The organism is Planococcus sp. PAMC 21323 (assembly GCF_000785555.1).
In the GTDB taxonomy this organism is placed as follows: Bacteria; Bacillota; Bacilli; order Bacillales_A; family Planococcaceae; genus Planococcus.
This window is the reverse complement of the sequence record NZ_CP009129.1, coordinates 738,983-751,759: the sequence shown is the minus strand read 5'-3', so window position 1 is coordinate 751,759 and position 12,777 is coordinate 738,983. Positions and strand designations below refer to the sequence as shown.

The 12,777-nt window shown below is 45.3% G+C and carries 6 protein-coding genes, 3 rRNA genes and 3 riboswitches; all 9 genes read right to left on the bottom strand.

From position 1 onward, the window contains the following. Positions 1-4: 4 nt before the first annotated feature. Positions 5-1,129 carry a 5-(carboxyamino)imidazole ribonucleotide synthase gene (gene purK, locus PLANO_RS03730; RefSeq protein ID WP_038703120.1) on the bottom strand — a complete coding sequence of 375 codons (1,125 nt, stop codon included), beginning with the start codon at positions 1,127-1,129 and terminating at the stop codon, positions 5-7. Beyond that, complete coding sequence (gene purE, locus PLANO_RS03725) at positions 1,126-1,614, bottom strand: 5-(carboxyamino)imidazole ribonucleotide mutase (RefSeq protein WP_038703118.1); 489 nt, start codon at positions 1,612-1,614, stop codon at positions 1,126-1,128. The genes purK and purE overlap by 4 nt, the downstream gene beginning before the upstream one ends. Positions 1,615-1,751: 137 nt before the next feature. Next, positions 1,752-1,852: riboswitch (purine riboswitch) on the bottom strand. An 85-nt stretch (positions 1,853-1,937) separates the two neighbouring features. After that, positions 1,938-2,126 carry an NETI motif-containing protein gene (locus tag PLANO_RS03720; protein ID WP_008432199.1) on the bottom strand — a complete coding sequence of 63 codons (189 nt, stop codon included), beginning with the start codon at positions 2,124-2,126 and terminating at the stop codon, positions 1,938-1,940. Then, positions 2,123-2,644, bottom strand: a complete 522-nt coding sequence (locus PLANO_RS03715) for a DUF2179 domain-containing protein (protein ID WP_038705369.1) — start codon at positions 2,642-2,644, stop codon at positions 2,123-2,125. Before PLANO_RS03715 ends, PLANO_RS03720 begins: the two co-directional genes overlap by 4 nt. A gap of 1,253 nt (positions 2,645-3,897) precedes the next feature. Further along, positions 3,898-4,013 (bottom strand): 5S ribosomal RNA (gene rrf, locus PLANO_RS03710). A gap of 81 nt (positions 4,014-4,094) precedes the next feature. Next, positions 4,095-7,028, bottom strand: a 23S ribosomal RNA gene (locus PLANO_RS03705). Positions 7,029-7,224: 196 nt separating this feature from the next. Beyond that, positions 7,225-8,774 (bottom strand): 16S ribosomal RNA (locus tag PLANO_RS03700). Together the 16S, 23S and 5S rRNA genes form the textbook arrangement of a ribosomal RNA operon. A 547-nt stretch (positions 8,775-9,321) precedes the next feature. Next, complete coding sequence (locus tag PLANO_RS03695; RefSeq protein WP_038703116.1) at positions 9,322-10,659, bottom strand: NCS2 family permease; 1,338 nt, start codon at positions 10,657-10,659, stop codon at positions 9,322-9,324. Between the two features lie 114 nt (positions 10,660-10,773). Then, positions 10,774-10,875, bottom strand: a riboswitch (purine riboswitch). A gap of 117 nt (positions 10,876-10,992) precedes the next feature. Next, on the bottom strand, positions 10,993-12,531 hold the full coding sequence (gene guaA, locus PLANO_RS03690) for a glutamine-hydrolyzing GMP synthase (protein WP_038705368.1): 1,539 nt from the start codon (positions 12,529-12,531) through the stop codon (positions 10,993-10,995). A 125-nt stretch (positions 12,532-12,656) separates the two neighbouring features. Next, a riboswitch (purine riboswitch) is annotated at positions 12,657-12,758 on the bottom strand. Positions 12,759-12,777: the final 19 nt, after the last annotated feature.

Here is a 12,777-nt window from a genome sequence, read left to right as displayed (position 1 = left end):
CCAATTATTCTGGCCAAATGCCAGATCTATCTATTTCACCTAAAGTTGCCTCTAAGTCTTCCGTTAATATCGTAACATGTCCCATCTTCCGTTTCTGCTTTGCTTCGTCTTTTCCGTACAAATGAATCGACCAATTCGGAAATTGTGCGATTTTTGAAGCAAGTGGTGCGACATGTTCTCCTAAGACATTAACCATTACCGCTTGAGACCAAAGGATCGGCTGTCTAAGCGGCCAGCCACAAATAGCACGGATATGCTGATGAAATTGTGAAATGTTTGTCGCTTCGATTGAATAATGTCCGGAGTTATGAGGACGTGGTGCCAATTCATTAACAATAATCTCACCGTTTTCCAAGACGAACATTTCAACCGCTAACGTACCCACTATGTTCAAGTGAGCCGCAATTTTCTCAGCTGCTTGCTGTGCCAGTTCCATCGTTTTGTTATCAACTCTCGCAGGAACAATCGTTTGATGCAATATATGGTCTTTATGAATATTTTCACCAATCGGTAAAATAGCCGTTTCGCCGTGCACGTTACGCTGAATGATAACTGAAATCTCTTTCGTGAATTCAACAAACGCTTCTGCTACACATGCTCCATTTGTGAATAACCCTTCAGCTAAGGAAAGTTCTTCAATAGAAGAAACCGTTTGTTGACCTTTGCCGTCATAACCGCCACGCGCCGTTTTCACAACGAATGGAAATGACAATTGATTGCTTTTTTCTTTTAATTCTTCAAATGTAGAAGCAGTAATGTAATCCGCAACGACAACTTTCGCTTCAGAAATTGCTTGTTTTTCAAAAATCCGGTCTTGCGTCACGCGAATCAATTCAGATCCTTGTGGGACATAAGCGATTTCTGCTAGTTTCGATAATCCTTCAACATCTATATTCTCAAACTCATAGGTGATGACGTCACTCACTTCAGCTAACTCTTCTAATGCATGTTGATCGTTAAACGGTGCAACGATTTGTATATCTGCCACTTGACCCGTTGGTGAATCCATAGCCGGATCGAGAACTGCTATTTTGAAACCAGCTTCTTTTGCAGCAAGAGCCATCATGCGTCCCAATTGACCTCCGCCAATAATACCAATCGTTTGTCCAGGTAAAATGGTTGTTGTCATATCAAATCCTCCGAACTCTCTAACACCGCAGCTGTTGTACGATCTCTTCTTTCTTGCAAGGCTTGTGCTGCATGTTCATCCACTGTTCCCAGTATTTGAGCTGCCAATAATCCTGCATTTACAGCTCCAGCTTTGCCGATAGCGACAGTCGCCACTGGAACTCCTCCAGGCATCTGAACGATTGATAATAAGGAATCCAAGCCATTTAACGCTTTAGACTGAACAGGAACGCCGATAACCGGTAAAGTTGTTTTCGCTGCTACCATACCCGGCAAATGCGCTGCGCCGCCAGCTCCTGCAATAATCACATGCAATCCACGCTCACGTGCTTGTTCGGCATAGCTAAACATTAAATCTGGTGTTCGATGAGCGGAAACCACTTTTTTCTCGTAACTCAATCCTAGTTCATCTAATACGTCACACGCATGCTTCATTGTTTCCCAATCACTCGTACTTCCCATGATGATGCCAATTCGCGGATTCATCGATACACTCTCCTTTTAAAAAATAAAAAGCCCTTAAATAAACTGCTCACTTTACGTGAAAAGCAGTTTACTTAAGGACTGTAAATGATACGAATTTTTAAATGATGGCATAAAAAGCACATCCTTCGCTTTACGACCAATAAGTTGCTTTCCCGCATAGTCCGGACATTTACGGTGTCCTGGTAGAAACGCAGAAGCCAATTCCTCTGCATATATGGGGTATCCTCACTTATCATAACAAGACGATTAAACTACGTCAATGATAAAGTCGAACATTAAGTTATACAATTATTTAATCGTTCGCTTTTAAAAGGGATATATTGTTATTCCTTTAGTTTATCTCCTTTAAACTGGACGATTTGCCTTATAGGTACAGGTTGACCATCCACTTCTTTAAACAACGGCTCTTCTCTTCGACCTACTACTGCATATCCTTCAGCTTTCATTCTATCTAGGCATTCTGAAATTGTTTCATGTTCTTCAACTTCAAACCAAACTGTGTTTTTACTCATTTATATAAATTGCCCCTTTTTACTGTTTTTACCCAGAATCCACCATGAATCGTTTTGGCTTCATAGGCAATGATAAATGCTTTCGGATCAATTTCTTGGATGGCTTTATACAGTTTTAACTCCATTTTTCGCGGTGTTAAAATTTGCATCGACTGACGACCACCATCGCGACCATTTGCTTTCCAATCCGTGACACCATATCCTTTTTCCCGAAGCATGTTCGGAAGGTATTCTCCCGCTTCACTTGTAATAACATTAACTGTAATGTAGCCAAGTGCCATTTTTTCTTCAATTTTCGAACCAATAACAACACCCGAACCATAACCTAAAGCATAGGCAATAAGATTTTGCAGCTGATCCAAGTTATCAAGAACTAATCCAAGTCCTACTATATAAATAACTACTTCGATCATGCTGACACCAGCTGCTAAATAGCGATACCCTTTTAAGGTCATGATCATCCGTATTGTAAAAAAAGTTACATATACGATATTGATCGAAAAAATTATTAACACCATAACCCACGGGTTTACATCCAACTTTTACACCTCTTTAACGTCTAATAGGAATTAATTTTCATACTAGGGTAAAAACCTTGATAAAGCAAGAGAGAAAAGTTTGATAAAGCTTATCAAATATAGGAAGTTTATGCATTCTATGAATTTCTGAAATTTCATGGAATTTTGGTTATAGATAATCACGTTCGCCGATTTTTAAATTAAGCTAAAAAGGCATTTATAGTACACACACATGTATTTTCGATTCAAGAAAACAGAAGATTGATCACGAAAGATTACCTCTTATCATAATGTGCGTGAACTGGTCACGTCAGAAATCTACTCCTTCAAAATAAATTCCTGACTAGAATCGCGGAACGTCCGAAGCGTTTACGACAGCCAATTTGTAATCGCACCTACTTTCTGTATGGGTGCTGCCTTCTACTTTTGCATGCAATACAATAAATAAGAAGCGTTATGAGCGCCAAACAATCAGCTTGCCTCAGAAACAAATGACCTGTATTTAAGACAAGGTGATGAGGGCTTTACAATTGAAGTCATGACCGTCCACGAAGAGACACCTACCACTTGTTCCAACAATACTCTCTATCGCATGTTTACAAGGTGGGCCTTTGATACAGCCAACCTTCTTATGAAAAACCAATGGCCAATAAGAACGACACAGAAAGCCGATGTTAAAACGACATATCGTCGAGAGGGTACCCGAGCATCCTTTTCTGAAAAGAGTTTAGCCATGTCAATGGCGAGATCATTTTGGAAGCTCTTAAGAAAAGTATTGTAATCCGGCTGGTCGAAAAGTTAAGAAAGGCGATCATCGCTTTGAAACCTAAAGGTGCAGGGTCAGCGATATTGAAGCTACCCTGAACAAGTGGTTTTAAGGCGTCTTAAGAGATCTATCATGTTTGATTGTAAGAAGGAACTCCTCATCTGAAAGCCGCAGTGCAACTAGCACGACGGCTCAATTTACTTTGGGGATCCTGGAACACCTTCTCAATGCGCCTTGAATGCAAATTTTAAAGGGCTTCTTCGAAAAGACGGCTTGGTAAAGAGTCTGGATTTCAACCAAGTAGATCAAACATTTATTTACACGGTGGCTGACAAACGAAATCATATCCCTCGGAAGTTGCTGAATTACCTTATACCTATTGAGCCTTTTTTAGTTCCCCTGGATAGAGTCGACTTGTCTAGCCTGTATTGACAAGCAAAAATACAAAAAAAGCCGTTACCGGAATCGGTAACGACTTTCTTGAATTGCCCAGCGACGTCTTACTCTCACAGGGGGAAACCCCCAACTACCATCAGCGCAAAAGAGCTTAACTGCCGTGTTCGGGATGGAAACGGGTGTGGCCTCTTTGCCATCATCACTGGACTATTTGGTTGAGTGCTTGTTCACTCAAAACTGGATAAACGACATTGGAAACAGTGACGCAAAAGCTTCGCCTACAATTTGTTGGTTAAGTCCTCGATCGATTAGTATTCGTCAGCTGCACGTGTCGCCACGCTTCCACCTCGAACCTATCTACCTCATCGTCTTTGAGGGATCTTACTTGCTTGCGCAATGGGAAATCTCATCTTGAGGGGGGCTTCGTGCTTAGATGCTTTCAGCACTTATCCCGGCCACACATAGCTACCCAGCGATGCCCTTGGCAGAACAACTGGTACACCAGCGGTGTGTCCATCCCGGTCCTCTCGTACTAAGGACAGCTCCTCTCAAATTTCCTGCGCCCGCGACGGATAGGGACCGAACTGTCTCACGACGTTCTGAACCCAGCTCGCGTACCGCTTTAATGGGCGAACAGCCCAACCCTTGGGACCGACTACAGCCCCAGGATGCGATGAGCCGACATCGAGGTGCCAAACCTCCCCGTCGATGTGGACTCTTGGGGGAGATAAGCCTGTTATCCCCGGGGTAGCTTTTATCCGTTGAGCGATGGCCCTTCCATGCGGAACCACCGGATCACTAAGCCCGTCTTTCGACCCTGCTCGACATGTACGTCTCGCAGTCAAGCTCCCTTCTGCCTTTACACTCTACGAATGATTTCCAACCATTCTGAGGGAACCTTTGGGCGCCTCCGTTACTCTTTAGGAGGCGACCGCCCCAGTCAAACTGCCCGCCTGACACTGTCTCCCAAGCCGATCAGGCTTGTGGGTTAGAATTTCAATACAACCAGGGTAGTATCCCACTGACGCCTCCTCCGAAGCTGGCGCTCCGGAATCTCAGGCTCCTACCTATCCTGTACAAGTTGCACCAAAATTCAATATCAGGCTACAGTAAAGCTCCACGGGGTCTTTCCGTCCTGTCGCGGGTAACCTGCATCTTCACAGGTACTATAATTTCACCGAGTCTCTCGTTGAGACAGTGCCCAGATCGTTACGCCTTTCGTGCGGGTCGGAACTTACCCGACAAGGAATTTCGCTACCTTAGGACCGTTATAGTTACGGCCGCCGTTTACTGGGGCTTCAATTCGCACCTTCGCTTGCGCTAAGCACTCCTCTTAACCTTCCAGCACCGGGCAGGCGTCAGCCCCTATACGTCACCTTACGGTTTTGCAGAGACCTGTGTTTTTGCTAAACAGTCGCCTGGGCCTATTCACTGCGGCTCTCTCGGGCTATTCACCCTACCAGAGCACCCCTTCTCCCGAAGTTACGGGGTCATTTTGCCGAGTTCCTTAACGAGAGTTCACTCGCTCACCTTAGAATTCTCTTCTCGCCTACCTGTGTCGGTTTGCGGTACGGGCACCTCCCGCCTCGCTAGAGGCTTTTCTTGGCAGTGTGAAATCAGGGACTCTAAGGGTAAACCCTCTTGCCATCACAGCTCAACGTATCAGGAATGGGATTTGCCTCATTCCACGCCTCACTGCTTGGACGTGCACAACCAACGGCACGCTCTCCTTATCCTTCTGCGTCCCCCCATTGCTCAAACGGCGGGGAGGTGGTACAGGAATATCAACCTGTTGTCCATCGTCTACGCCTATCGGCCTCGACTTAGGTCCCGACTAACCCTGAGCGGACGAGCCTTCCTCAGGAAACCTTAGGCATTCGGTGGACGGGATTCTCACCCGTCTTTCGTTACTCATACCGGCATTCTCACTTCTAAGCGCTCCACCAGTCCTTCCGGTCTGACTTCTACGCCCTTAGAACGCTCTCCTACCACGGATCTCTTACGAGATCCATCCACAGCTTCGGTAATCCGTTTAGCCCCGGTACATTTTCGGCGCAGTGTCACTCGACCAGTGAGCTATTACGCACTCTTTAAATGATGGCTGCTTCTAAGCCAACATCCTGGTTGTCTAAGCAACGCCACATCCTTTTCCACTTAACGGATATTTGGGGACCTTAGCTGGTGGTCTGGGCTGTTTCCCTCTTGACTACGGATCTTATCACTCGCAGTCTGACTCCCAAGCATAAATCACTGGCATTCGGAGTTTGTCTGAATTCGGTAACCCGGGATGGGCCCCTAGTCCAAACAGTGCTCTACCTCCAGGATTCTCTATCTTGAGGCTAGCCCTAAAGCTATTTCGGAGAGAACCAGCTATCTCCAGGTTCGATTGGAATTTCTCCGCTACCCACACCTCATCCCCGCACTTTTCAACGTGCGTGGGTTCGGGCCTCCAGTAAGTGTTACCTTACCTTCACCCTGGACATGGGTAGATCACCTGGTTTCGGGTCTACAACTACATACTCTGGCGCCCTATTCAGACTCGCTTTCGCTGCGGCTCCGCCTTCTCAGCTTAACCTTGCATGTAATCGTAACTCGCCGGTTCATTCTACAAAAGGCACGCCATCACCCATTAACGGGCTTTGACTACTTGTAGGCACACGGTTTCAGGATCTATTTCACTCCCCTTCCGGGGTGCTTTTCACCTTTCCCTCACGGTACTGGTTCACTATCGGTCACTAGGAAGTATTTAGCCTTGGGAGATGGTCCTCCCAGATTCCGACGGAATTTCACGTGTTCCGCCGTACTCAGGATCCACTCTGGAGGGGTAGGGTTTTCGGCTACGGGGCTGTTACCCGCTGTGGCGGACCGTTCCAGGTCGCTTCGCCTAATCCTACCTTTTGTAACTCCGTATAGAGTGTCCTACAACCCCAAGAGGCAAGCCTCTTGGTTTGGGCTGATCCCGTTTCGCTCGCCGCTACTCAGGGAATCGCATTTGCTTTCTCTTCCTCCAGGTACTTAGATGTTTCAGTTCCCTGGGTCTGCCTTCTCATGTGCTATAGATTCACACATGGATACTACCCGATTAAAGGTAGTGGGTTCCCCCATTCGGAAATCTCCGGATCATCGCTCACTTACAGCTCCCCGAAGCATATCGGTGTTAGTGCCGTCCTTCTTCGGCTCCTAGTGCCAAGGCATCCACCGTGCGCCCTTTCTAACTTAACCAATGGTTAATTAAAAAGTTGTGACCAATGGTCACGCGTACTTGAATTTCTTGCATTTGTTTCAATGTCGTTTTATCCAGTTTTCAAAGAACAAGGTTGAAAGTCACAAAAAAAGGCGTTGCCGCCTGAAGGTGAACCTTCAAAACTGAACGCAAAACGTCAACCCCGAGAAAACTCGGTTCCGAATTTATCCTTAGAAAGGAGGTGATCCAGCCGCACCTTCCGATACGGCTACCTTGTTACGACTTCACCCCAATCATCTGTCCCACCTTCGGCGGCTGGCTCCACAAGGGTTACCTCACCGACTTCGGGTGTTACAAACTCTCGTGGTGTGACGGGCGGTGTGTACAAGGCCCGGGAACGTATTCACCGTGGCATGCTGATCCACGATTACTAGCGATTCCGGCTTCATGCAGGCGAGTTGCAGCCTACAATCCGAACTGAGAACGGTTTTATGGGATTGGCTCCCCCTCGCGGGTTGGCAACCCTTTGTACCGTCCATTGTAGCACGTGTGTAGCCCAGGTCATAAGGGGCATGATGATTTGACGTCATCCCCACCTTCCTCCGGTTTGTCACCGGCAGTCACCTTAGAGTGCCCAACTAAATGCTGGCAACTAAGATCAAGGGTTGCGCTCGTTGCGGGACTTAACCCAACATCTCACGACACGAGCTGACGACAACCATGCACCACCTGTCACCACTGTCCCCGAAGGGAAAAGTGTATCTCTACACCGGGCAGTGGGATGTCAAGACCTGGTAAGGTTCTTCGCGTTGCTTCGAATTAAACCACATGCTCCACCGCTTGTGCGGGCCCCCGTCAATTCCTTTGAGTTTCAGCCTTGCGGCCGTACTCCCCAGGCGGAGTGCTTAATGCGTTAGCTGCAGCACTAAGGGGCGGAAACCCCCTAACACTTAGCACTCATCGTTTACGGCGTGGACTACCAGGGTATCTAATCCTGTTTGCTCCCCACGCTTTCGCGCCTCAGCGTCAGTTACAGACCAGAAAGTCGCCTTCGCCACTGGTGTTCCTCCACATCTCTACGCATTTCACCGCTACACATGGAATTCCACTTTCCTCTTCTGCACTCAAGTTCTCCAGTTTCCAATGACCCTCCACGGTTGAGCCGTGGGCTTTCACATCAGACTTAAAGAACCGCCTGCGCGCGCTTTACGCCCAATAATTCCGGACAACGCTTGCCACCTACGTATTACCGCGGCTGCTGGCACGTAGTTAGCCGTGGCTTTCTGGTGAGGTACCGTCAAGGTACCAGTAGTTAGTTGGTACTTGTTCTTCCCTCACAACAGAGTTTTACGATCCGAAAACCTTCGTCACTCACGCGGCGTTGCTCCGTCAGACTTTCGTCCATTGCGGAAGATTCCCTACTGCTGCCTCCCGTAGGAGTCTGGGCCGTGTCTCAGTCCCAGTGTGGCCGATCACCCTCTCAGGTCGGCTACGCATCGTCGCCTTGGTAGGCCATTACCCCACCAACTAGCTAATGCGCCGCGGGCCCATCCTGCAGTGACAGCCGAAACCGTCTTTCCGTGCAGCCTCAGGAGAGGCCGCAAACTATTCGGTATTAGCACCGGTTTCCCGGAGTTATCCCGATCTGCAGGGCAGGTTGCCCACGTGTTACTCACCCGTCCGCCGCTAAACAATGGGAGCAAGCTCCCAATGTTCCGCTCGACTTGCATGTATTAGGCACGCCGCCAGCGTTCGTCCTGAGCCAGGATCAAACTCTCCATTATAGAGTAGTGTTGATTGCTCAATACTGCTGGCGTATCGCCGTCCGAAGACGCACGATTCGCTTTGATCTGCGTAATGCTGATCAGTAAGTTTTGCGCGGGCCGTTTTGCGCGGCCGTTGCTATTTGTTGACGTTTTGCTGTTCAGTTTTCAAGGTTCATTTTGTCGCACTCATTGGCGACTCAATTAATATACCACGCTCTTATATAGAGAGTCAACACTTTAATAAAGTATTTTTGATAACATCATTATAACAGATTATTCTAATTATTTAGATTACATTTGCGTTACAAATTAGAAAGGAAATCTACTCTTTACATTGAAGAGTTCTCCTTTACTTTATAACCCTTCCTTTGTTGGTCAGTGTTTGAAATTCCTCAATGACAAAGTCTTAGCTCTATTCTCCCTACCCTATCTCTTAAACTCAAATTCATTTTCTTTTCTAACTTACTCTTTTAGTAAATTCAAGTTTCTTCTATAAGATACAGTTTTCTTTTTTTACTTTTCTCCAAAGAAAAAATCCGCCAAATAAATTGGCGGACTCGTTCACTCACACTAAGAAAAAGAAATACAGAACAAAAATTACAAACAAGCCATACATGATCGGATGAATCTGTTTTCCTTTCCCTGATACGAGCATCGTGATTGGATAGAAGATAAATCCAATCGCAATTCCTGTTGCGATACTATAACCGAGAGGCATAGCAATCATTGTTAGGAATGCAGGAACTGCGACTTCAAATTTCGTCCAGTCTATTTTCCCTAACGCCGAGACCATTAAGACACCTACGATAATCAATGCCGGAGCAGTTACTGCACTTGTAATGACTTCAAGCAGCGGGTAAAAGAATATAGATAGAAGAAATAGTATTCCCGTTACTACGGCTGCGAATCCTGAACGCGCTCCCGCTGCAACTCCTGCAGTAGATTCAATATACGAAGTCGTCGTTGACGTTCCGAAGATCGCTCCGCTGACTGTCGCAATCGAATCGGCTAGCAACGCTTTGCTTGCTCTTGGTAGTTTATTGTCTTTCATCAATCCTGCTTGGTTTGCAACAGCTACTAATGTTCCAGCTGTATCGAAGAAATCCACAAATAAAAATGTTAAAACGACAACGAGAAACTGAATATTTATCAATGATCCAAAATCATTGAAGATTGGTTCAAGTGCTACACCAAAAGTTGGCGCCATACTCGGAACGTTTAAGTCAATAATTGCACTTGGCAAGTTCACAACACCGAAAAGCATTCCGACTACTGCCGCGATTAAGATCCCAAAGAATATTCCTCCTTGGATACCACGGGCCATAAAGATTACAGTGATAATTAATCCAAAGATCGCCAACAACGCTGAGCTATTCGAAAGATCTCCCAATCCAACTAAAGTAGCTGGATTGTCGACAATAATATTCGCATTTTGCAATCCGATAAACGTAATGAATAGACCAATCCCTGCTCCAACTGCGTATTTTAATTCAGCAGGAATGGCATTGATAATTAGTTCACGAAGACCAGTTAAAGTAAGAAGAATAAAAATAAGTCCTGAAAATAAAACGCCTGTTAATGCAGTTTGCCAAGGAATTCCGTAAGTCAGAATGACCGTATACGCGAAGAATGCGTTTAAGCCCATACCAGGAGCAAGAGCAATTGGATACTTCGCGAGAATCCCCATCACTAAACACCCGATTGCAGCTGCTAATGCTGTAGCCATAAAGACAGCGCCATAATCCATGCGCATGGAATCCGGAAGATCCGGTACTGATTGTAGCGTTAATGTTAACGGGTTGACGACAAGAATATATGCCATCGCAAGAAACGTTGTTAATCCACCAATAAATTCGCGGCGATAATTGGTTCCTAGTTCTTCAAACTGAAAATACTTTTTCATGCTGATTCCTCCGAATTGCCTGCGTATAATTTCTACAAAAGAAAAACGCACACAGCAGTTTGCCGTATGCGTTCGATTTATCCCTTCACTTAAACTGAAAGGCACCCTACTCCATTAGGAGCGGATTAAAATCGTAGTCGAGTTATTTACGGTAACTCGGTAGAAACTTTCGGGCCATATCCCCGACATTATACGACAAGCTTATTTAATTTCTATCGTAATATATCATGATTTCTGAGATATAACAATACCAAACACGAACATTTATTATATAAAAATGAAAAAAGTTCGTGAAAAAGGAAAATGCCGACTAGTTTAGTCGGCATTTCACAATTATTCCCACTCAATCGTTGCTGGTGGCTTGCTCGTAATATCATACAGAACACGGTTAATATGATCAACTTCATTAACTAAACGTACGCTGATTTTTTCTAGAACATCCCAAGGGATACGTGCCCAGTCAGATGTCATGCCATCAATTGACGTTACAGCACGAATACCGATCGCATAGTCGTACGTACGAGCATCGCCCATTACGCCTACACTGCGTACATCCGGTAACACCGTGAAGTATTGCCAAATGTCACGATCGAGACCTGCTTTTTTGATCTCATCACGCAGGATCCAATCAGATTCACGGACAATTTCCAATTTCTCTTCAGTTACAGCTCCCATGATACGGATACCAAGACCTGGACCTGGGAACGGTTGACGCCAAACAATTTCTTCTGGCATGCCAAGTTCCGTTCCAAGAACGCGTACTTCATCTTTAAATAATGTATTTAACGGTTCGATCAACTTAAACTGCATGTCATCCGGTAATCCACCTACATTGTGGTGAGATTTAATCGTTTGAGCTGTCGTTGTTCCGCTTTCGATAATATCTGTGTAAAGTGTTCCTTGTGCAAGGAAGTCCATACCTTCTAATTTCGAAGCTTCGTCATCGAATACGTAAATAAATTCGTTACCAATGATTTTGCGTTTTTTCTCCGGATCTGTAACACCCTCAAGTTTGCTCATGAAACGTTCGCGTGCATCGATTTTGATAACGTTCATATTGAATCCGTCAGCAAAAGTCTTCATCACGCTTTCTGCTTCTCCTTTACGAAGAAGACCGTGGTCAACAAACATACAAGTCAATTGATCGCCGATTGCTTTATGAATCAATACAGCAACAACTGAAGAATCTACCCCACCACTAAGTGCGCAAAGTACTTTTTTATCGCCAACTTCTTCACGAATTTTTTCAATTTCTAATTCAATGTAGTTTTCCATTGACCAGTCATCTTGCATGCCACAAACATCGTAAACGAATTTGCGCAACAAATCATTTCCATAAATCGAGTGACGTACTTCCGGGTGGAATTGAACGCCATAAAATCCACGACTTTCATCTGACATCGAAGCAATCGGGCAGCTTGCGCTTGTTCCGATTACATCGAACCCTGGAGGCGCAGCTGTAACTAAATCTCCATGACTCATCCAAACGATTTGCTCTTCCGGAAGGTCTTTAAAGATTTTGCTTTCTTTCGTTAGCTTCAATTCCGCTTTACCGTACTCACGGTTTTGTGCTTTTTCTACTTTCCCTTTTAAGTGCAATGCCATTAACTGCATGCCATAGCAAATCCCTAAAATCGGTAAGCCCATTTCGAAAATAGCATCATCGATTGAAAATGCATTTTCATCGTAAACAGAGTTAGGACCTCCAGAAAAGATAATTCCTGTAGCGTTCATTTCTTTGATTTCTTCAGCAGTGATTGTGTGCGGGTGAAGCTCACTGTATACACCGATTTCGCGAATGCGACGCGTGATCAACTGATTGTATTGACTTCCGAAATCCAGAACGACGATTTTTTTCTGCTCTTTTAACATTGGACTAACTGGCAAAACCTTCACCTCTTCTATTCGATTCAGGCCTCAAAATAATAAAAGAACGCGAAAAATGGACCTCGCGTTCTTTTGCTCTACATCAAAAAGGCGAATGCACACGTCAAAAAGCGTGCGTCATCCACCTTCATAGTCAAGTCATTTCCGGGGACTTGGTAGAGACATCCGATCCATATTACCGGACATATATGAGGGCAACTGTAATTTATAATTTAATCAATTGTACATTTT

Coding starts and splice junctions, on each gene's coding strand:
- PLANO_RS03720 (WP_008432199.1), bottom strand. CDS start 2,126: ATGAGTAAAAACACAGTTTGGTTTGAAGTTGAAGAACATGAAACAATT.
- PLANO_RS03715 (WP_038705369.1), bottom strand. CDS start 2,644: ATGGTGTTAATAATTTTTTCGATCAATATCGTATATGTAACTTTTTTT.
- purK (WP_038703120.1), bottom strand. CDS start 1,129: ATGACAACAACCATTTTACCTGGACAAACGATTGGTATTATTGGCGGA.
- purE (WP_038703118.1), bottom strand. CDS start 1,614: ATGAATCCGCGAATTGGCATCATCATGGGAAGTACGAGTGATTGGGAA.
- PLANO_RS03695 (WP_038703116.1), bottom strand. CDS start 10,659: ATGAAAAAGTATTTTCAGTTTGAAGAACTAGGAACCAATTATCGCCGC.
- guaA (WP_038705368.1), bottom strand. CDS start 12,531: ATGTTAAAAGAGCAGAAAAAAATCGTCGTTCTGGATTTCGGAAGTCAA.